At 24.9% G+C, this 22,132-nt stretch carries 23 protein-coding genes and 1 other RNA gene; 11 read left to right on the top strand and 13 right to left on the bottom strand.

The window, feature by feature from the left end; genetic code table 11:
* Positions 1-52: 52 nt before the first annotated feature.
* Positions 53-817, top strand: coding sequence for a biotin--[acetyl-CoA-carboxylase] ligase (locus H0H66_RS02060; RefSeq protein ID WP_185857792.1), 765 nt, complete (start codon positions 53-55; stop codon positions 815-817).
* Here H0H66_RS02060 and H0H66_RS02065 read toward each other — a convergent pair.
* A complete protein-coding gene (locus H0H66_RS02065; protein WP_185857793.1) occupies positions 807-2,603 on the bottom strand; it encodes a YidC/Oxa1 family insertase periplasmic-domain containing protein in 1,797 nt (598 codons plus the stop codon). The genes H0H66_RS02060 and H0H66_RS02065 overlap by 11 nt on opposite strands.
* Positions 2,600-4,222 carry a CTP synthase gene (locus H0H66_RS02070; RefSeq protein WP_185857794.1) on the bottom strand — a complete coding sequence of 541 codons (1,623 nt, stop codon included), beginning with the start codon at positions 4,220-4,222 and terminating at the stop codon, positions 2,600-2,602. Before H0H66_RS02070 ends, H0H66_RS02065 begins: the two co-directional genes overlap by 4 nt.
* A 109-nt stretch (positions 4,223-4,331) precedes the next feature.
* Here H0H66_RS02070 and ffs point away from each other — a divergent pair.
* Positions 4,332-4,433, top strand: an RNA gene (gene ffs, locus H0H66_RS02075) — signal recognition particle sRNA small type.
* Between the two features lie 18 nt (positions 4,434-4,451).
* The gene (gene clpX, locus H0H66_RS02080) at positions 4,452-5,690 is read left to right on the top strand and encodes an ATP-dependent Clp protease ATP-binding subunit ClpX (RefSeq protein WP_185857795.1); all 1,239 of its coding nucleotides are present in this window, start codon (positions 4,452-4,454) and stop codon (positions 5,688-5,690) included.
* On the opposite strand, the gene obgE is transcribed toward clpX, so the two are convergent.
* The 3 genes from obgE to lpdA all read right to left on the bottom strand — a co-directional run bounded on the left by obgE (position 5,691) and on the right by lpdA (position 8,809).
* The gene (gene obgE, locus H0H66_RS02085; RefSeq protein WP_185857796.1) at positions 5,691-6,677 is read right to left on the bottom strand and encodes a GTPase ObgE; all 987 of its coding nucleotides are present in this window, start codon (positions 6,675-6,677) and stop codon (positions 5,691-5,693) included.
* A gap of 9 nt (positions 6,678-6,686) precedes the next feature.
* On the bottom strand, positions 6,687-7,268 hold the full coding sequence (locus H0H66_RS02090) for an adenylate kinase family protein (protein WP_185857797.1): 582 nt from the start codon (positions 7,266-7,268) through the stop codon (positions 6,687-6,689).
* 146 nt (positions 7,269-7,414) lie between these two features.
* Entirely contained in the window at positions 7,415-8,809 is a 1,395-nt protein-coding gene (gene lpdA, locus H0H66_RS02095) for a dihydrolipoyl dehydrogenase (RefSeq protein ID WP_185857798.1), read from the bottom strand.
* A 142-nt stretch (positions 8,810-8,951) separates the two neighbouring features.
* Between lpdA and fsa the strand changes: the two genes are divergently transcribed.
* Positions 8,952-9,614, top strand: coding sequence for a fructose-6-phosphate aldolase (gene fsa / locus H0H66_RS02100; protein ID WP_185857799.1), 663 nt, complete (start codon positions 8,952-8,954; stop codon positions 9,612-9,614).
* Here fsa and H0H66_RS02105 read toward each other — a convergent pair whose 3' ends face one another.
* From H0H66_RS02105 to H0H66_RS02125, 5 genes are all read right to left on the bottom strand, one after another.
* Positions 9,615-9,926, bottom strand: coding sequence for a hypothetical protein (locus H0H66_RS02105; protein ID WP_185857800.1), 312 nt, complete (start codon positions 9,924-9,926; stop codon positions 9,615-9,617).
* A 31-nt stretch (positions 9,927-9,957) separates the two neighbouring features.
* Entirely contained in the window at positions 9,958-10,497 is a 540-nt protein-coding gene (locus H0H66_RS02110) for an outer membrane protein assembly factor BamD (protein ID WP_185857801.1), read from the bottom strand.
* A complete protein-coding gene (locus H0H66_RS02115; RefSeq protein ID WP_185857802.1) occupies positions 10,490-10,996 on the bottom strand; it encodes a ferritin in 507 nt (168 codons plus the stop codon). Before H0H66_RS02115 ends, H0H66_RS02110 begins: the two co-directional genes overlap by 8 nt.
* Positions 10,997-10,999: 3 nt before the next feature.
* The gene (dapA, locus tag H0H66_RS02120) at positions 11,000-11,884 is read right to left on the bottom strand and encodes a 4-hydroxy-tetrahydrodipicolinate synthase (protein ID WP_185857803.1); all 885 of its coding nucleotides are present in this window, start codon (positions 11,882-11,884) and stop codon (positions 11,000-11,002) included.
* Positions 11,885-11,971: 87 nt separating this feature from the next.
* On the bottom strand, positions 11,972-12,244 hold the full coding sequence (locus H0H66_RS02125) for an RNA recognition motif domain-containing protein (protein ID WP_185858243.1): 273 nt from the start codon (positions 12,242-12,244) through the stop codon (positions 11,972-11,974).
* A gap of 138 nt (positions 12,245-12,382) precedes the next feature.
* Between H0H66_RS02125 and pncB the strand changes: the two genes are divergently transcribed.
* The 7 genes from pncB (at position 12,383) to groL (ending at position 19,065) form a co-directional block, all read left to right on the top strand.
* Positions 12,383-13,564: a nicotinate phosphoribosyltransferase gene (gene pncB, locus H0H66_RS02130; RefSeq protein ID WP_185857804.1), complete on the top strand. Its 1,182-nt coding sequence runs from the start codon at positions 12,383-12,385 to the stop codon at positions 13,562-13,564.
* Positions 13,565-13,612: 48 nt separating this feature from the next.
* On the top strand, positions 13,613-14,959 hold the full coding sequence (miaB, locus tag H0H66_RS02135) for a tRNA (N6-isopentenyl adenosine(37)-C2)-methylthiotransferase MiaB (RefSeq protein ID WP_185857805.1): 1,347 nt from the start codon (positions 13,613-13,615) through the stop codon (positions 14,957-14,959).
* A 9-nt stretch (positions 14,960-14,968) separates the two neighbouring features.
* Positions 14,969-16,222 carry a sigma-54 interaction domain-containing protein gene (locus tag H0H66_RS02140; protein WP_185857806.1) on the top strand — a complete coding sequence of 418 codons (1,254 nt, stop codon included), beginning with the start codon at positions 14,969-14,971 and terminating at the stop codon, positions 16,220-16,222.
* On the top strand, positions 16,212-16,712 hold the full coding sequence (locus H0H66_RS02145; protein WP_238785044.1) for a hypothetical protein: 501 nt from the start codon (positions 16,212-16,214) through the stop codon (positions 16,710-16,712). The genes H0H66_RS02140 and H0H66_RS02145 overlap by 11 nt, the downstream gene beginning before the upstream one ends.
* Before the next feature lie 24 nt (positions 16,713-16,736).
* Positions 16,737-16,982 carry a preprotein translocase subunit SecG gene (gene secG / locus H0H66_RS02150; RefSeq protein WP_185857807.1) on the top strand — a complete coding sequence of 82 codons (246 nt, stop codon included), beginning with the start codon at positions 16,737-16,739 and terminating at the stop codon, positions 16,980-16,982.
* A 124-nt stretch (positions 16,983-17,106) separates the two neighbouring features.
* Complete coding sequence (locus H0H66_RS02155) at positions 17,107-17,385, top strand: co-chaperone GroES (protein ID WP_185857808.1); 279 nt, start codon at positions 17,107-17,109, stop codon at positions 17,383-17,385.
* Between the two features lie 36 nt (positions 17,386-17,421).
* Complete coding sequence (groL, locus tag H0H66_RS02160) at positions 17,422-19,065, top strand: chaperonin GroEL (protein ID WP_185857809.1); 1,644 nt, start codon at positions 17,422-17,424, stop codon at positions 19,063-19,065.
* Positions 19,066-19,142: 77 nt separating this feature from the next.
* Here the strand turns inward: groL and H0H66_RS02165 are convergent, their stop codons facing one another.
* The 3 genes from H0H66_RS02165 to H0H66_RS02175 form a co-directional block, all read right to left on the bottom strand.
* Positions 19,143-19,622: a KdsC family phosphatase gene (locus H0H66_RS02165; RefSeq protein ID WP_394366937.1), complete on the bottom strand. Its 480-nt coding sequence runs from the start codon at positions 19,620-19,622 to the stop codon at positions 19,143-19,145.
* Between the two features lie 204 nt (positions 19,623-19,826).
* Positions 19,827-20,219, bottom strand: coding sequence for a DUF3276 family protein (locus H0H66_RS02170; protein ID WP_185857811.1), 393 nt, complete (start codon positions 20,217-20,219; stop codon positions 19,827-19,829).
* A gap of 91 nt (positions 20,220-20,310) precedes the next feature.
* The gene (locus tag H0H66_RS02175) at positions 20,311-22,062 is read right to left on the bottom strand and encodes an ABC transporter ATP-binding protein (RefSeq protein ID WP_185857812.1); all 1,752 of its coding nucleotides are present in this window, start codon (positions 22,060-22,062) and stop codon (positions 20,311-20,313) included.
* Positions 22,063-22,132: the final 70 nt, after the last annotated feature.

The following is a 22,132-nucleotide window of genomic DNA, read 5'->3' on the forward strand; positions in this document are numbered from 1 at the left end:
AAAATAAGGTTTTCGTATCAAAGAAGTGAAATATCCCAATATAAAAAACATTTTGAAAAAATTTATTTGGCCTATAAATCTAATTATTTTAAAAGAAATTAATTCTACAAATCAATATGCTAGAAAATGTATTCATGAAAAATATAATTGGATAGTCATTTGGACGATGAATCAAACTAAAGGAATCGGAATGAATAAAAACTTTTGGCATGCAGAAAAGAAGAGAAATTTAACTTTTAGCATTGTTTTGAAACCTATTAAAACTTTACATATAAAAAAAGTATATATTGTAAATATGTTGATAATCAATGCAGTTCATAAAGCTTTATCCAAATGTTATAATTCCGAAAATAAAGAAAAAATTTGGATCAAATGGCCTAATGATATTATCATCAATAATAAAAAAATAGGTGGAATATTAATAGAAAATAGTATTTTTTCAAGAAAAATATATGCTATTATTATTGGTATAGGTTTAAATGTCTATCAACAAAAATTTCAAAAAAAATGGAATGCTTCTTCTTTAGAAAAAATTTTTAATCTAAATTTTGATTTAGATTCTCTTTTTTATAAAATTATATCTTCCATTCAAAAAGAATATTTTTTTTTTATAATTAATGGAGATAGATTTATACGAGAATATTATATCCATTATCTCTATTTGAAAAATAGAATCTCTCTTTTTTATATTTACAAAACAAATAATTATATATTAGGAATAATACGATCAATAACAAATAAAGGATTATTAATGGTTGAATTTGATAATAAACTTTATTTTTTTGATCATAAAGAAATAAAATTTATCATTCTGTAGGATTCTTATATTTTTTATTTTCTATTTTTTTAATTATATTTTTCCAATAATTATGTTTTATAATTCTTTTTTCTTGTATTTTCATAAAAATTTTTTTTTCATCTAACATAAATTCTTTAATAAAAAAGAAAAATCCAATATTAATTATGTTAGATGTAAAATAATATAAAGATAAAGCAGAAGCATAACTATTTATAAAAAATAACATTATAATAGGCATTAAATATAATAAAAAATTCATATCAGGAATAGAATAATCATTTTCCTTTTTATAAAAATCTTGTTTTCCATTATTACTCAATTTTGTATAAATTAATAAAGCAAAAGAATACAATAAAGTTAGTAAACTTACATGGTTTCCGTAAAAAGGAATAAAAAAAGGTAACTTTAAAATTGAATCATATGAAGTGAGATCTTCTACCCATAAAAAAGATTTTCCTCTTAAATTAATTATAGTAGGAAAAAATTTAAATAAAGAATAAAAAATAGGAATTTGAAATAATGTGGAAATACATCCAGACATTGGATTGATTCCTACATTATGATATAATTCCATTATAGCTCTTTGTTTTTTTAAAATATTTTCTTTATATTTTTCATTTAATTTTTCGATTTCTGGACGAATTAATTTCATTGTAGCACTTAACTTATATTGTTTATAAGCAATAGGAGATAATATAAGTTTTACAACAACAGTCATTAAAATGATAATTATTCCATAATTTAAATTCGTTTTTTCCAAAAATTCAAAAATTATTAAAAAAAAATATTTATTAATCCACTTGAGAAATCCCCATCCAAATGGAATAATATTTTCGAATCCATTCTGATATTGTTTTAATAAATTTAAATCTAAAGGACCAAAATAAAAACGAAAAGAAAGATAAAATCCTTCATTATTTTCCGTATTTATAAAAGTTTTAAATTGAATTCTTTTGAGTATATCTCCTGATGAAAAATTTTCAGATTTAACAAAAACATTTTTTAATATTTTTTCTGGAATCAATATAAAAGAAAAAAATTGCTGTTTGTGAGCAATCCAATTCACTCTATATATATTTTTATCTTCCGTCTTTTTTTCAGATAAATATTTGATGTCATTATTCAAATTATTTTTATAAGAATAATATACTTGAGTATAAGAATTCTCCCAATCTCTATCCTTTTCTAAAGGAAAAAGCTTATGGTCTAAATTGAGATAAAAACCCTTATTAAATTTAGAATAAAAATTTCTGCTTTTAATAGAAAAGCCAATATCATACTGATTTTTTTCTCCTATTGTATAAATGTAATCTAAATATCCTTTTCCATTTCCATAAGGATTTTTAGCTCTAATAATAAGAGTAGTAATTCCTGATATTTTATTTTTTTCTAATGAAAAAAGATTGAAATATAAAGTATTTGTATCAAATTTTAGTTTTTTTTGATTTAAAAAAGATAATTTGTATAAAAAATTAGAATTTTTTATCAAATGAAGGTTGTTAGTATGAAAAAATGATAAAGGATCATATGCTTTGTATTTTTTTAAAAAAACATCATGAATTACTCCGCCAATACTAGATATCTTAATTTTAAGAACATTATTTTCTAGTAAGAAAAAATCATTTTTTTTTCTTTTATCTGTAAAAAAAATTTTTTCCTTTTCAAATAATTTTTTATGGTTAAAATCTAGTTTTGTAGAAAAATTATTATCATTATTATTGTTTATATAAGTAAAAATTATTAAAACAAACAATATAAGAATCAATCCTATTATAGAACTGTAATCTAAATTTTTATCCTTCATATATAAGAAGAATTCTGAGTATCTATAGAAACTTGAATAAAATTAATAAATAAGGGATGTGGATTAGTAACTGTACTTTTATATTCCGGATGATATTGAACTCCCAAGAAAAAAATGTGATCTTCCAATTCTAATGCTTCTACTAAACCTGTTTCTGGGTTTACTCCAACCGCTTTCATTCCAGCATTAGAAAAATATTCCAAATAATTATTATTGAATTCATATCTATGACGATGTCTTTCAAAAATTTCTTTTTTTCCTCCATAAATAGAAAATATTTTAGAGCCTTCTACAAGAGAACACTTCCAATTTCCTAGACGCATTGTTCCTCCTGTATGAGTTAATTTTTTTTGTTTTTTCATCAAACTTATTACTGGATAAAATGTATTTGGATTGGTTTCACAACTTTCTGCTTTTTCTAATCCTAAAACGTTTCTAGCAAATTCAATGACAGCAATTTGCATTCCTAAACATATTCCAAAATATGGAATTTTATTTTCTCTTGCATATTTTGCTGCAAGTATTTTTCCTTCTATTCCTCGATTTCCAAATCCTGGAGCAACTAAAATTCCAGAAATTCCTTTAAAATATTTTTTTATGTTTCTTTCTTGGATCATTTCTGAATAAATCCATTTTATATCTACATAAGTTTCATTTTCTGTTCCTGCATGAATTAAAGCTTCTGTAATTGATTTGTAAGAATCACGTAAAGAAACATATTTTCCAACTAACGCTATTTTAGTTTCATGTTTAGGGTTTTTATATTTTTTAATAAAAATTTTCCACTTTTTTAAATCTGGAATAGTAATAGTAGATAAATTTAAATGATTTAATACTACTTTATCAAAATTTTGTAAGTGTAATAAATAAGGAATTTCATATATAATTTTAGTATCTATTGATTCAATAACATGATTTGGTTTTACATTACAAAATGAAGCTAATTTTTTTCTAATATTATCGGATATATGTTTTTCGGTTCGACAAACTAGAATATCTGCTTGTACTCCATTTTCCATTAAATTTCGAATAGAATGTTGTGTTGGTTTTGTTTTAATTTCTCCTGTAACTATAATATATGGAAGTAATGTAAGATGAATAACCAATCCATTATATTTTCCTAATTCCCATTTTAACTGACGTACGGTTTCAATGTAAGGTAAACTTTCTATATCACCCACAGTTCCTCCAATTTCAGTAATAACAATATCATATTCTTTTGATTCTTCAAAAATTTTAATTCTTCTTTTAATTTCATTAGTTATATGAGGAATAACTTGTACTGTTTTTCCTAAATAATTTCCTTTTCTTTCATTGTCTATTACTGTTTTATATATTAACCCCGATGTAACATTATTTTTATTATTTGTTGATTGATTTAAAAACCGTTCATAATGTCCTAAATCCAGATCTGTTTCTGATCCATCTTCAGTAACAAAACATTCACCATGTTCATAAGGATTCAGAGTCCCTGGATCTACATTAAAATAAGGATCTAATTTTAATATAGAAACTTTATAACCTCTGGCTTTTAATAACATTCCTAAAGAAGCCGAAACTATTCCCTTTCCCAAAGAAGAAGTAACTCCTCCTGTAACAAAAATATATTTTGTTTCCATTTATAAAAGTAAAATAACCTAATTTTTTCGTTTTTTTTAGAATAAAAATAGATAATTATCTTTTTTCAAAAGAGAATTTATGATTTTTTTTTTATATTTACCAAACTTGGAGCAAGTCCTACACAATCAGCTCCCTAGTCAAACCTCCAGGGTGGGAACACAGCAAAGGTAATTAGGTCGTAGCGATGTGATGTAATTAAGCTTGCTCCTTGTGTAATAGTGAATTTTTATGGAAGATTTCTTAAAATGTAATTTTTGTGGAAGAAGTAAAAATGACATCACTTTTCTTATATCAGGAATTAACGGACATATTTGTAACTATTGTATAGAAAAAACTTATTCCATAATTCAAAAAAAATTTTTGGGAAAAAATATTCACGAAAATAATAAGAATAATGAAACTCATAACGAGTTTTTAAAAGAAATCAAAAAGCCTAAAGAAATAAAATCTTTTTTAGATAAATATATTGTAGAACAAAACGAAGCTAAAAGAATTATATCTGTTGCTGTTTACAATCATTACAAACGTATCCAAAAACAAAATCATAATCATGATTATCAAAATATAGAAATAGAAAAATCTAACGTATTATTAATTGGAAAAACAGGAACAGGTAAAACTTTATTAGCAAAAAGCATATCAAAACTTTTAAAAGTTCCTTTTGCTATAGCTGATGCAACTGCTTTAACTGAAGCAGGATATGTAGGCGAAGATGTTGAATCTATTTTAACTAGATTATTACAATCTGTTAATTATGATATTTTTTCTGCTGAAAAAGGAATAATTTTTTTAGATGAAATAGATAAAATTTCTAGAAAAAATAATAACCCTTCTATTACAAGAGATGTATCTGGTGAAGGAGTACAACAAGCTTTACTAAAAATATTAGAAGGATCTGTAATTAATGTCCCTCCACAAGGAGGGAGAAAACATCCAGATCAAAAAATGATACAAATCAATACTGAAAACATTTTATTCATAGCTGGAGGAACTTTCGATGGTATAGAAAAAATTATTTCTGATCGAATAGAAAAAATGTCTATAGGTTTTTTAACTCAAAAACAAAAAAAAAGAAGAATAAATAAAGAAAAAAATTATTTAAAAAATATTATTGCGGAAGATTTAAAAAAATTTGGATTAATTCCTGAAATTATAGGAAGATTTCCTATTGTTACTTATTTAAATCCTCTCAATAAAAAGACATTGAAAAAAATTTTAGTAGAACCCAAGAATGCTTTAATCAAACAATATCAAAAGTTATTTGACATGGATAATATCTCTTTGAATATAACAGACGAAGCATTAAATATTATAGCAGACAAAACTTTTCAACTGGGTTTGGGAGCAAGAGGTTTACGAACGTTTTGTGAAAAAATATTTTTAGATTATATGTTCGACATAGAAAACATTAAACCTGTATTGAATATAGATAGAAATATAGTCAAACAAAAACTTTCTTATTCTTAATCATTGTTGAATAAGATCCCATAATCTATTGATTAATTCTGATAATCCTTTTTTTGTAAAAGAAGAAATAAAAATAATATTTTCTTTTAATTCAAAAAAAATTTTTCTTATTTTTTTTTTTTGATTATTATCTATTAAATCTGATTTAGATATCACCAATAAACGTTTTTTTTTTAAAAGATTTAAATTGAATTTTTTCAATTCATTTAATAAAATGAAATATTCTTTTTTTTTATTTTTTGTATCTGAAGAAATTAAAAATAACAAAACTGAATTTCGTTCTATATGTCTTAAAAAATGAAGACCCAAACCTTTTCCTTTAGATGCGTTTTCTATAATTCCAGGAATATCAGCTACTAAAAAAGAATTAAAATCGATTTCTACCACTCCTAAATTTGGCTTTTTAGTTGTAAAAGCGTAATCTCCTATTTTAGGTTTTGCTTTTGTAATTACAGAAAGTAAAGTAGATTTTCCAGCATTAGGAAAACCTACAAATCCTACATCTGCTAAGATTTTTAATTCTAAAAAAATCCATTTTCCTTTTGTTTTAATTCCCGGTTGTGCATAATAAGGAGATTGACAAACTGAATTTTTAAAAAATGTATTTCCTTTTCCTCCTAATCCTCCTTCAAATAAAATTTTTTTTTGAAAATTTTGGGTTATTTCCATTATTACATTTTTATTTTCATCTTTTATTATAGTCCCTATGGGAACTTCTATTAATAAATTTTTTCCATTAGCTCCAGTTATATTATTTTTTTTTCCTGGAAATCCCGATTTAGCTATCCAATGTTTATGATATCTCAAATGTAAGAAATTATAAATATGAGAATTCGCTTGAATAACAATATCTCCTCCTTTTCCACCCGTTCCTCCATCAGGTCCTCCTTTAATTATATATCGATCTCTATAAAAATGAACGCATCCAGCTCCTCCATCTCCACTTTTACAATAAATTTTTATAAAATCAACAAAATAATTTTTCATGTCATTTAATTAATATAATAAATTCATAATTTTTTTTTCTATAAAAGTAGAAATTTCTTCTACAGATAAAGCCGCATTTAATTTTATTATATTATTTTTCCATTTATAATTTTTCCATATTAAAGAAGTTTCTTGGTCATACTCTTCTATTCTTCTTTGAACTGTCATAATATCTATATCATCATTACGATGACTTGTTTTTCCTCTTTTCAATAATCTATGTATTATTAAATTTTTTTGAATAAAAAAATAAAAAATTATATTAATTTTACCTAATCCAAATTTCTTTAAAACTTTTTCTAAAGAAAAAATTTGGGTTAGGGTTCTAGGATATCCATCATAAATAATTCCTTTGGATTGAAAGTGTTTTTTTATTTCTATATTTAACATATTTGTAGTAATTATATCAGGAACTAATATTCCTTGATTTATATAATAACTAACTAATTTTCCTAGATTTGTTTTTTTTTTCATATGATCTCTAAATATCATTCCAGTAGATAGGTGTATAAACCCAAATTTATTTGATATGATTTTAGCTTGAGTTCCTTTTCCACAACCTGGTGGTCCAAATAATATAATATGTATCATAAAATAATAAAAATTATGGATTTTATGCAAAAAAAAACAAAAAACATAGTAGAATAAGATGGATTTTTATTATTCGTGTAAAATAGTATAACAAAACATATATGTGTGGAAAAATAAAAAAATCAGTATTTTTTAAACTGATTTATTTACAAATGAATGGCCTTTCCATAAGCATTAGCTACAGATTCAATGATAGATTCACTTAATGAAGGATGAGGATGTATGCTTCCTAAAATCTCATAGCTGGTTGCTTCTAATTTTCTAGCAACTACTACTTCTGAAATTAAATCTGTTACATGATTACCTATCATATGACATCCTAACCATTCATCATATTTATCATCAAAAATTACTTTTACAAAACCATCAGTATTTTCATCAGAAATAGCTCGACCTAAAGCACTAAAAGGAAATTTTCCTACTTTTATTCGAAATCCTTTTTCTTTAGATTCTTTTTCAGTATAACCAACTGAGGCTATTTCAGGAAGTGAATAAACGCATTTAGGAATATTATTATAATCTATTTTTTGACAATTTAAACCTTTTATATTTTCAATACAATTTATTGCCTCATGTGAGGCTACATGTGCAAGTGAAGGACTTTTAATTATATCTCCAATTGCATAATATCCATTAATATTTGTACGGTAATTTTCATCCACAACTATAAAACCTTTTTCCGTTTGAATACCGATTTCTTCCAGTCCAATATATTCAGTATTAGGAATAACTCCCATTGCACATAATATAGTATCTGCTTTTAATAAAATATTATTGGAAAATAATGTTTTAATGCCAACTTCATAAATACCGTTATGATAAGTGATATTATTTATGTTAGAAGATACATAATTTGTGATTCCAATTTTATCGAAAGAATATTTTAAAAAATCAGATATATCATTATCTATATGAGGAAATAATTTAGAACTTATTTCTATGATCGTAACTTTCGTTCCCATAGAATGATAAAAATAAGAAAATTCTAAACCTATAGATCCAGAACCTATAATTATCATTCTTTTAGGTAATGAAGGTAATGATAAAGCATCTTTATATGTTATAATTTTTTTTCCATCACATTGAAATTTGGGATCAATTTTGGGAATTGATCCAGTAGCAATAATAACATGTGAAGCTGAATATTCTGCTATACTTTTATCATTTTTTAAAACTTCTATTTTTTTTCCTTTTTTTAATTTTGCATTTCCATAAATAACATGGATTCCATTTTTTTTCATTAAAAATAAAATTCCTTTTTTTATTTTATCAACAACATTTCTACTTTTAGAAAGTATTTTTGGATAATCTATTTCAATATTTTCACTTTTTATTCCAAATAATTCCCCATTTTTTTTTATGGATTGTAAAATTTTTGCACTATTGAGAAGTGATTTAGTAGGAATACACCCCCAGTTTAAGCATACTCCTCCAACAGATTCTTTTTCAAGAAGAGCTGTTTTCATTCCAAGTTGTGCTGCACGTATAGAAGCTACATAACCTCCAGGACCACTTCCTAAAATAATAACATCAAAATGCATAATCGTTATATAAGTATAAGTAAATAAATACTTTTACTTTAAATTTACGGAAATTTCTGTTTAATTTTAAAAAAACAATTAAAAGTTCTTTACATTTGTTGAAAAATATTATAAATTTGTCCACTTTGAAGAAAAGAAAGTTATGAAATTTTTTATAGATACAGCTAATTTAAAAGAAATTGATGAAGCAAGATCGTTAGGAATGCTAAATGGAGTTACCACAAATCCTTCTTTAATATCAAAAGAATCTGTTTATAACCAAAAAGAAATTTATCAACATTACATATCTATATGCAAACGTCTCAAAAACGATGAAAATGTAAGCGCAGAAGTTATCAGTAGCGATTATACTGATATGATTCAAGAAGGAGAAAAACTCGCTTCTTTACATCCAAAAATTGTAGTAAAAATACCTATGACAAAAAATGGAGTCATGGCTATTAAATATTTTTTTAGAAAAAAAATTAAAACTAATTGTACTCTTATTTTTTCTACGGGACAAGCTCTAGTAGCTGCTAAAGCCGGAGCTGATTATGTTTCTCCGTTTTTGGGTAGATTAGATGATGTTTCTTATAATGGATTGAGTTTAATAAAAGAAATAAAAAATATATATGATAATTATTACTTTAAAACTAAAATATTAGCAGCTTCCATACGTTCTCCTTTACATATTGTAGAATGTGCTAAAATTGGGGTATATGCCGTTACTTCTCCCATAAATGTAATTTATTCTTTATTGAATCATCCATTGACTAACATAGGATTGGCAAGATTTATAAAAGATTTTAAAAACAAAATCAAATAACTAAATTTTTATTTTTCCATCTAATAAATATTGAATAGAAATAGATGTAGATTTTGGCAGTTTTTCATAAAATTTTGACAATTCTATTTGTTCTTTATTTTCGAAAACTTCTTCTAGATTGTTTTTGCTCAAAATATTGAATTCTTCCAATTTATCATATAAATCTTCTTTAATTTGATTATTAATTTTTTGGCTTATTTTTTCTAAAATACATATAGTTTCATATATATTTTTTCCTGATTTTTTTTCCAACTGAACACGATCTATCGTTTGCGTATTTATTGGAGCATTAATATTTCTTAAAAAATTCATATTTAATAACTTAATTAAGTTATAGTCTTTATTAATTTAATTTTTTGTACAAAATTTTTAATTTTTTTGCATTATTAGAATTTGGAAAATTTTTTATGTATTCATTATATGATTTAAAAAAATCTTCTTTTCTTGAAATCTGATATTGAGATACACAAATTTTATACAAAACTTTTTCTTTAAAAGAAGTTTTTGGAAATTGATTTATAAAATCTTGAAAATAAATCAAAGCTGCTTTATATTTATGCATTATAAAATAATAATTAGCAATGTAATAGTTTTTTTGTTCGATTTTTTTCAACAATTTTTGAATCAAGTCATAAGCTTCTTTTACTTTTGAACTATCAGGATGTTCTTTGATAAACTGATTCAGTTCATTAATTGCAAGATTGGTCTTTGTTTGATCTAAATTGAAATTTAAAGATGAAAGATAATCACGTTTTCCCTTTTCAAACAAAGTACTCTCTCCTGATTCTAAAAAATCAGATTTTTTTTCTGATAAAATAGAACATCCTTCAAAAAAAAAACTTATAAATAATATTGTCAATATCAGATAAATAATTTTAATCACAATTTTTTTTTTTATGAAAATTTTTCATGTTTTGATCAAAAAAATATAACCCCCCTTTATCTTCTCCTATTAATTCTATTTTATCCAATACCGTTTTAATCAAAGCTTCTTCTTCAATTTGTTCTTCAACATACCATTGCAAAAAATTATATGTAAAATAATCTTTTTCTTGTAATGAAATTTCTACCAAATAATTAATTTTTTGAGAAATTTTCTTTTCATGTCCAAGTAATTTTATAAATAATTCTTTCAAAGATTGATACGTTACATTTATAATTGATATACCATTTAAAACAATATTCCCCCCTCTCTTATTAATGTATCTGACTAATTTTAACATATGAATCCTTTCTTCATTTGAATGATCATATAAAAATTCACATATTCCTTCATAACCTTTTTTTTCAACCCAAAACGCCATAGATAAATACAATTGAGAAGATTCCGATTCTCTATTTAATTGTTTAATTAATCCTTTCTCTATTTTTTCACTAAGCATATTTTACTTATTAATTTCATTTAATAAATGTAACATCTTTTTTCTTAAAGATGAAGTTCCAACTAATAATGGTAATCTTACATATGGATTACATATTCCGATTATGTCTAAAAAAGTTTTGATTCCTGTCGGGTTTCCTTCTTCATAAATCAAATTTATTATTTCAATAATATTATAAAAAATAGAAAAAGCTTTTTTAACATTATGATCAATTGCAAAAGAAATCATGTTAGATATTTTGTCAGGAATACCTTGAGCTATTACAGAAATAACACCAGATCCTCCTCCTAATATAATAGGTAAAGATATCAAATCATCTCCTGATATTACACTAAAATTTTCAGGTTTATGTTCCAAAATTCTATAAGATTGTAAAACATTACCAGAAGCTTCTTTTATTCCTATTATATTTTTAAAATCATCAGCTAAACGTAAAACAGTTTCCGGTATAATATTGGAACCTGTTCTTTTAGGTACATTGTAGAGAATAATGTCTGCTTCTGTACAATTAACTATCGATTTAAAATGTTGATATATTCCTTCCTGAGAAGGTTTATTATAATAGGGAGAAACCGAAAGAATAGCATAAAAATCAGATAAATTTTTTATGCTATTTATTTTATTTATCACATCTTCCGTATTATTTCCACCTATTCCTAATACCAAAGGTAGTTTTTTATAATTAGCACTTTGAATACATTTTACAACATCCCATCTCTCCTCCTTACTTAAGGTCGTTGTTTCCGCTGTAGAACCCAATGCTACCAAATAGTCAATATTATTATTTACAACATATTTTACAAGTTTCTCAAGTCCATTGAAATCAATGTTTCCTTCCTTTTTAAAAGGAGTAACCAACGCTACACCTGTTCCATATAATTTTTTCATAGATTAGTTTCCTTATATATATTTTTAATTAAATAATAAAACAGATGTAAGCGTATATAAACATAAAGATAAAAGATAAAATAATAACTAATAATCTTTTTTTGCTCTTGGTCTAGCTGCGGATACAATAATATTTCTTCCCATAAATTCTGTTCCATTCAATTTTTCTATGGCTTGTTTTGCATTTTCTTCATTAGACATCTCTATGAATCCAAAACCTTTACTTCTTTTATTTGAAGAAGATTCATCAAAAATAATTTTGGCATGAGTCACTTCTCCTACAGATTCAAAATATTTTTTCAATTCTTGTTCTGTCATATCATAAGATAAATTACCTACGTATAGTTTCGTGTTGTCCATATTAAAAATAAATTGTTTTAAAAGCAAATTTAGATAAATATTTTTTCTAAAACAGAAAAATATATTTTTGACTTAAAAAATACTAATTCATTTTTTTTGTAAAAATTTTTAATTTATTTATAATAAATAACATTTTGTATGAATGATTATTCTATTATTATATCATCATTATTGGATAATGATTTTTATAAATTTACAATGCAAAATGCTGTAATTAAACTTTTTCCACTAGCAAAAGCCAAATATGAATTTATAAATAGAGGACGACACTCTTTTCCTAAAAATTTTGCTCAAATTTTAAAAGAAAATCTAGATAAAATGGCACATTTAAAACTTTCAAATGAAGAAAGAATTTATTTAGAAAAATATTGTCCCTATTTAGATTCCTCTTATTTAGATTTTTTAAATAAATATCAATACAATCCAAAAGAAGTCAACATTCTTCAAAAAGGAAAAAATATACGAATGTATATAGAAGGATTATGGAGTAGGACTATATTATGGGAAGTTCCTTTAATGGCTATTATATCTGAATTATATTATAGATTAACAGAATCTAAAAAAATATCGGAACAAAAAATTACAAATATCACAAAAGAAAAATTAAAAATTTATAAAAAATTACAAGTAAAAATTGGAGAATATGGAACCAGAAGAAGGTATTCTTATCAAGTACAAAAATGGGTGTTAAAAACATTAACAAAAAAAGGAAATCCTTTTTTTATAGGAAGTAGCAATGTTCATCTTTCTCACATTTTTTCAATAAAACCAATAGGAACTCAAGGACACGAATGGATTATGTTTCATGCAGCAAAATATGGATTTAACATAGCTGATCGTATAGCTATGGAAAATTGGCTTAACATTTATAATGGAAATTTAGGAATAGCTTTATCTGACACATATACTTCTCCAATTTTTTTCAAAAATTTTAACAAAAGACTTTCAACTCTTTTTAAAGGAGTAAGACATGATAGCGGAGATCCCATTTTTTTCGCTCAAGAAACCATAAAACATTATAAAAAATTTAAAATTAATCCTATAAGAAAAAAAATTATATTTTCAGACAATCTTGATCCATATAAAGTTGCTTATATTTCTTCTTTTTGTAAAAAAAAAATAAACACTTGTTTTGGAATAGGAACTAATTTTACTAATGATGTTGGTGCTCCTTCTATGAAGATTGTCATTAAAATGGTAAAAACACTTCCAGAAGAAAAAAAAAAATGGATATCAGTAGTAAAACTTTCTAATGTTAAAGAAAAATCAACGGGTAAAAAAAATATGATTTTTTTTGCAAAAAAAAATCTTCATATATGAATTTTTTTTCATTTATGACATAATAACATTTATGTATATATTTAAATTATGAAAAAAAAAAGTGTTTATATTGAAAATTATGGATGTCAAATGAATATATCAGATAGTGATATCATTAATTCGATTTTATTAAATAATGGTTTTATTTTATCTGAAAATTTAAATCAAGCAAATATAATATTATTAAATGCTTGTTCTATTCGAGAAAAAGCAGAATTAACTATTAAAAAAAGATTAGAACAACTAAAATTTTTAAAAAAAAAGAAAAAAATTTGGATTGGAATTATAGGATGTTTTTCAAAACAAATCAAAAATATTTTTTTACAACATAAAATAGTTGATTTTTTTGTAAATCCCAATTCTTATAGAGAAATACATAATTTTATTAATTATTCTATAATTGGAAAACAATATGATCATGTTGAAAATAAAAATGAAACCTATGCAGATATAAGTTTTGTGAAAACTAAACAACGAAATAATAAAATAACAACTTTTTTAAGCATTACAAGAGGTTGTAATAATATGTGTACATTTTGTATCGTGCCTTTTACCAGAGGAAGAGAAAGAAGTAGTGATCCATATTCCATAATTATGGAATGTAAACGTTTATATAAAAATGGATATAAAGAAATAACACTTCTTGGACAGAATGTAGACTCTTATCTATGGATAGATCATAATAATTTGATCTCAAATTATAAAAATACTGTAGATTTTTCAATTCTTTTGAATCTATTAGCTCAAGAAATTCCTTTTATGAGAATTAGATTTTCTACATCTAATCCTCATGATATGTCTGATGAAGTATTAAAAGTCATTTCTAAATACAAAAACATTTGTAAACATATTCATTTACCAGTTCAATCTGGAAGTAATAAAATATTAAAATTAATGAATAGAAAATATACACGGGAAAAATATCTTTTTTTGGTTAAAAAAATTAAAAGTATTATCCCTGAATGTTCTATTTCTCATGATATTATGACTGGATTCTGTAATGAAAACGAAGAAGATCACCAAGATACTATAAGTTTAATGAATGAAATTAAATATAATTATGGATACATGTTTTCTTACTCGCCTAGACCTGGAACTTATGCATATAGAAGATTAAAAGACAATGTTCCTACAAAAATAAAAAAAAGACGATTAAAAGAGATTATTGATTTACAAAAAAATCATTCATTCTACAGAATGAAAGAGCATTTAGGAAAAATAGAAGAAGTTTTAATAGAAGGAGAATCAAAAAAAAATAATCAATATTGGTATGGAAGAAACTCACAGAACTTAGTTGTAGTCTTTCCTAAAAAAAACCTAAACATAGGAGATCTAGCTTATGTAAAAATAACAGATACCACATCTGCAACTTTAATAGGAGAATTTTGCAAATAATAAAAAAATATGGAGTCCATTTCAATCCAAAATATCAAACAAAAATTTGGAATCATCGGATATGATTACGCTTTGCATAGAGCCTTAGAAAAAGCCATTCAGGTAGCACCTACTGATATTTCAGTATTAGTTCTTGGAGAAAGTGGAGTCGGAAAAGAATTTATACCCAAAATTATTCATCAACACTCTTCTAGAAAGCATCATGCTTATATTGCGGTAAATTGTGGAGCTATTCCAGAAGGAACTATTGATAGTGAACTTTTTGGACATGAAAAAGGTTCTTTTACAGGAGCTACAAGTATGCGAAAAGGATATTTTGAAGGAGCAAATGATGGCACTATTTTTTTAGACGAAGTAGGAGAATTACCTTTAACGACACAAGTACGTCTTCTTCGAATTTTGGAATCTGGGGAATTTATTAAAGTAGGATCTTCTAAAATTCAAAAAACCAATATACGTATTGTGGCTGCTACTAATTTAAATATGACAGAATCTATACAAAGGGGGAAGTTTAGAGAAGATTTGTATTATCGTCTTAACACTGTACAAATTAATGTTCCTTCTTTACGTTTCCGTAAAAATGATATTAAATTTTTATTTAAAAAATTTTCTAATGATTTTTCGGAAAAATATCATATGCCTCCAGTAAGGCTGACTGAAGAATCTTTAAAATATTTGGAAAATTATTCTTGGCCTGGTAATATCAGACAGTTAAAAAATCTAACAGAACAAATATCTGTAGTCGAAACCCAACGTGAAATTTCTGTGGAAAAGTTAAAAGAATACATTCCAGAAAATATACCATCAATATCTTTTTCTAATCATAATAATATAATAGAAACATCTTTTCATAATAGGGAAAGAGATTTTATTTATCAAATTCTATTTGATATGAAAAAAAATTTGAATGATTTAAAAAATATTACTTTTCAATTAATAAAAAATAACTCTAATCCTAGGTTTATTGAAGAAAATCAACAACTAATGGAAAAAGTTTTTGGAAAAATATTTCATAATAGAGATGATTCAATTTTTCAATTGGAAGATACATCTAAATCTGATGAAGATGAGGATTTAGATTATGAAGAAGTAGAAGAAGATTTATCTAAAAGTGAGTTATCTTCTTTTTCTTTACAAAAAAAAGAAATAGAATTTATTCAGAGGGCTTTAAAAAAAAATAATGGTAAAAGAAGAAAAACTGCAAAAGAATTAGGAATTTCAGAAAGAACATTATATAGAAAAATTAAACAATATGGCTTATAAAATAGCTTATAGAAACATTTTATTTGTTTTTATTTTTATGTCTATGATAGTTGGTTGTTATCATTCGTCTTTATCATCGCTTTTAAATGGAAGAAAAACAATAGAAATAGGAGAGATTACAGAAGTAGTTAATATACCTCAAAGATCTATTTCTTTTGATTTCAAAAAAAGCATTGAAAATTATATAATGAAACATAATCCTTCTAATTTGGTATTAAAAGACGGAGACGTTGTCTTGGAAGGAGTATTTTTGAATTATGCTGTTATTCCAATGGAAGATTATCCATTGAAAAAAATTAAAGTAACAGCTAAAATATGTTATAGAGATAATTTGGAACCGGAAAAAAGTTGGGAGAAATCTTTTACTGTTTCTGAACAATTTTATAACAACAAAAAAAATCTTTTTTCAAAAGAAATTATTGATAAAATTATAGAAAAGTTAACAATTCAGGTATATCATAAAATATTTCGTGATTTTGACAATGATTAAAAAATAATTAAAAAGAATAAATAAATGGAAAATATATCCATAATTATATTTGGTTTTTTTATTATTATAACATCTCTTTTGCTTTCTTTGGTTATATTAATACAAAATCCTAAAAAAGAAAGTATTTATCAATCTTTTATGGAAAAAAATTTTAGATTTTTTGGAATTAAAAGAACAAATACATTTTTGGAGAATATAACATGGTCTTTATCCATTATTATATTTTTTTTAATTTTGTTTTTCAATTTTTTACTAAAATCAAAACATTGAAAAAAAATATGTCATAATGACATTTAATGTTCTTTAAATGAAAAAAAATTTAAAGTTTTTTTATTTGGCATGTTTTTGGCTCTATTAACGATTAGAACCGTTAACTTTAAAAATTATTTGTAATATGATGGAAGTAAAGATTAAACCTTTAGCAGATCGTGTTCTTGTGCAACCCGATCCTGCTGAAACAAAAACAACTTCAGGTATTATTATTCCTGATACGGCAAAAGAAAAACCACAAAAAGGGACCATCATCGCAGTAGGAAAAGGAAAAAAAGATGAACCTATGAGTCTCAAGAAAGGAGATAGAGTTTTATATGGTAAATATTCTGGAACAGAATTAAAATGGGAAGGATATGAATATCTCATTATGCGAGAATCTGATATAATAGCTATCATATAATTCATATTTAGGAAAATTCATTAAAATTTAAAAATTATGGCAAAAGATATTAAATTTGATATTGAAGCAAGAGATAAATTAAAAAAAGGAGTCGATGCATTAGCAAATGCAGTTAAGGTCACTTTGGGACCAAAAGGTCGTAATGTTGTATTACAAAAATCTTTTGGAGGCCCTCAAGTTACTAAAGATGGAGTAACCGTTGCTAAAGAAATAGAATTAGAAGATCCAATAGAAAATCTTGGAGCTCAAATGGTTAAAGAAGTGGCTTCTAAAACTAATGATGTAGCTGGAGATGGAACAACAACTGCGACGGTATTAGCTCAAGCTATTGTGAGAGAAGGATTAAAAAATGTGGCGGCAGGAGCTAATCCTATGGATTTAAAAAGAGGAATAGATAAAGCTTTAGAAGTGGTTGTATTAGATTTAAAAAGACAATCTAGAGAAGTAGGAGGAAATACAGAAAAAATAAAACAAGTAGCTTCTATTTCTGCAAATAATGATGAAAAAACTGGAGCTTTGATTGCTGATGCTTTTGAAAAAGTAGGAAAAGAGGGTGTTATTACTGTTGAAGAAGCGAAAGGAACAGATACGTCTGTAGATGTTGTTGAAGGAATGCAGTTTGATAGAGGTTATCAATCTCCTTATTTTGTTACAAACACTGAAAAAATGATAACAGAGTTTGATCAACCACAAATTTTATTATCTGATAAAAAAATAGCAGCAATGAAAGATTTGTTGCCTATATTAGAACCTGTAGCACAATCTGGTAAACCTCTATTGATTATTTCTGAAGAAGTAGAAGGAGAAGCTTTAGCAACACTAGTCGTTAATAAAATACGAGGAACTTTAAAGGTAGCAGCAATTAAAGCTCCTGGTTTTGGTGATAGAAGAAAGGCTATGTTAGAAGATATTGCTATTTTGACAGGAGGTACTGTAATTTCTGAGGAAACAGGAAGTAAATTAGAGGATGTAAAATTGCATATGTTAGGAAAAGCCGAAAGAGTTATCATAGATAAAGATAATACAACTATAGTCAATGGAGGAGGAAACAAAAAGGATATTAGAGGACGTGTAGATCAAATTAAAGCACAAATAGAATCTACAACATCTGATTATGATAAAGAAAAATTACAGGAACGTCTTGCAAAATTAGCTGGAGGAGTAGCTGTTCTTTATGTTGGAGCGGCATCTGAAGTAGAAATGAAAGAAAAAAAAGATAGAGTTGATGATGCATTAAATGCGACTAGAGCAGCCGTAGAAGAAGGTATAGTTGCAGGAGGGGGTGTAGCTTTAGTTCGTGCTATAAAATCTTTAGAAAATACAACAGGGGACAACGTCGATCAAGATACTGGTATACAAATAGTTAGAAGGTCTCTTGAAGAACCATTACGTCAAATCGTAGCTAATGCAGGTGGAGAAGGATCTGTTGTTGTGGCTAAAGTAGCAGAAGGAAAAGGTGATTTTGGATATGATGCTAAAATTGGAGAATATAAGAATATGATAGTGGAAGGGATTATAGACCCAACTAAAGTGGCTAGAGTTGCATTGGAGAACGCTGCTTCTGTATCAGGAATGTTATTAACTACGGAATGTGTTGTTACAGAAATAAAAAAAGATGAACCAAATGTATCCCCTCCAATGCCCGGAGCTGGAGGAGGTGGTATGGGTGGAATGATGTAATAATATATAAACATACACAGTTACAAAAAAAAATAGTGTCTAAGACACTATTTTTTTTTGTTGATATTTGTTGATAATTAAAACCAATTTTTTTGAATTTTGAGAGTTTGCTCAATAACATCTCTTACGCATCCTCTTCCTCCTTTCTTAGGTGAAATATATTTAGATATGTTTTTGACCTCTTGAACTGCATCTATTGGAGAACAAGGTAAAGCCACAGATTTCATGACCTCAATATCAGGAATATCATCTCCCATATAAAGTATTTTTTCTTTGGTAATATTTAAAATATTACAATACTCATCCAAATATTTTTTTTTATTATCTACTCCTTGATAAATGTAACGAATATTTAAACCTCTTAAACGTCTAAAAACCATTAAATCTGACCCTCTTGTGATAATACATAAATTATATCCCCTTTTTTTTGCCAATGCTATTGCATATCCATCTTTAGCAAACATTTGTCTAACTAAATTTCCATCTGGAAATAAATTTAAAGTACAATTTGTTAATACTCCATCTACATCAAATATGAAAGTATTAATATCATTCATTATATTTATATAATTTTTCATATATTCCATTAAACATAATAAAATAACAAAAAAAAAGCCATTAAATCTGATTATCTTATTTGTTTAACCAGATCTCCATCTGAAAATAAATTTAAAGTATTTCATTATTTTTTTCTATAACTACTAAAACCTATATAAACTCGATTAAAAAAACTGAGATTAAAATTAAAACATATTAATTTTTCAAATATCTTCAAAATTAATATTTGTGAAATTTTTTATCTCTGATGTTTTTTTTTGTACATCCTTAATTTCTTGATTATATGTAGTATGACTTTTAAAATCTTTTTGATGACGTTCGGAAATAACTTCTCTTCCTTTTTCATGAATAATAAATCGAATCATATCATCAAGTATACTTTGAAATTTTGAAAAATCTTCTTTATACAAATAAATTTTGTGTTTTTTATAAGATATTTCTCCTGTTTCAGAAAAATTTTTCTTACTTTCAGTTATAGTTAAATAATAATCACCTGCTCTTGTTTCTCTTGCATCAAAAAAATAAGTTCGGCTCCCAGTTTTTAGAGTTCGTGAACAAATTTCATTTCTTTCTTTGATATTTTCTTTTTCGTCCATTTCAAAAAATATTATAATCCTAATTAAGCAAATCTAAACAAAAAAAATGGTCCACACTACTTTTTTTATCATAATTATTTAGATTTAAATTTTATAAACAAATATTATGATTTTCCATTTTTGATATTTTTCCATTTTTTAAAACAATAAATAAATCAAAATCAGAAATATAAGAAATATCGTGAGTGATAATAATAATAGTGGTATATTTCATTTTTTTTTTAATAGAATGAATAATAAGTCTTCTAGTTTTTTGATCGATAGCGGAAAAACTATCATCAAATAAAAGAATTTTAGGATTTCTTATAATTGCTCTGGCTATACATATTCTTTGTTTTTGTCCTCCAGATAAAGTAATTCCTCTTTCCCCTATCATAGTATCATACGCTTCTTTAAAATTGAGAATATCATTTTCTATCATAGCTATTCTAGCTGCATTATATACTTTATATGGAGTAGGTTGATTTACACTTCCTAAAGCTATATTATTATAAATAGAATCTGAAAAAAGAAAAGACTCTTGAGGAACATAACCAATATTTTTTCTAAAATCATATAAATTATGATTTTTTAAAGATAAATTATCTACTAATATTTCTCCTTGATTCGGATCATACAAACGAGATATTAATTTTCCTATAGTTGTTTTTCCAGATCCTGTTTCTCCTGTTAAAATTAAAGTTTTTCCTTTCATTAAAGTGAATGATACTTTACTAATAGTTTCATTTTTAATATTTTTATTCACACTTATTTGATGACTATTGTTACAATAAAAAAAACTTACATTTTTAAATTGAATTTTTCCAAAAATTTTATTTTTTATATGATTATTATTTGATATCTCAGGTTTTTCTTTCAAAAATTCACAAATACGAATTTGTGATACTTTAGCTCTTTCTACAATAGAAACAACCCATCCTAATATAATAAAAGGAAAAATTAACACATTTATATATGTGAAGAATTCCGCAATGGTTCCAATTTCTTTTATCTCTCCTTCAAAATATTTTTTTCCTCCAAAAAAAAGAATTAGTAAATGACAAGCTCCTATAAAAAATATAATAATAGAAGATAATATAGTATCAATTTTAGCTAGTTCTATATTTTTTTTTTGATATTTTAATATAATCTTTCTGTGTTTTTCTTTAAAAAAAGATTCAGATACAAATGATTTAATTATGTGAATTCCTGAAAAAGTTTCTTGTATAAAGGAGCAAATAATAGATTGAAAACTCTGAACTTTTTCACTTTTACTAGTAATGAAAACACTAATATAATAAATAAAAATAAAAAGAATAGGAATAGGTAAAATGACATAAAAAGTCAGCATTTTATGAATCCGTAACATTTGCATAAATACCATAAAAAAAAGAATTATAAGATTCAAGAAATACATTATTCCAGGACCAATATATTGTCTTATAAAAGAAACGTCTTCTGTAAGTCGATTCATTAAATCCCCTGTAGAATTTTTTTTATAAAAAGATAAACTTAACTTTTGATAATGTAAAAAAATATCATTTTTAATATCAAATTCTATCATTCTAGATGTAGTAATTATACATTGTCGCATATGATATCTTACAAATCCACCTATAATTGGAACTATTAATATGATACTGGTATAAATACAAATGTCTTTTTTTAAAGAATAAATAGAAAGAGAATTTGATGTATTTGAAAAGTTTATAAACAGATTTTTTATGCTATTAACAGATTTTCCTATATAAGGAATAGGAAGAAGAGTTAAAATATTTGATACTAAAATTAGAAAAAATCCTATACACAAACGAAATTTGTACTTTTGACAATACCTTTTGCTAAAAGTAAATAAACTACTCATATAATATACAAAAATACAAACTTTTTAAGTTTTGATTTTTTATTTATATAATTGTACGAAAAATTTTTTG

This window comes from Blattabacterium cuenoti, from assembly GCF_014251595.1.
GTDB classification, from domain to species: domain Bacteria; phylum Bacteroidota; class Bacteroidia; order Flavobacteriales; family Blattabacteriaceae; genus Blattabacterium; species Blattabacterium cuenoti_Q.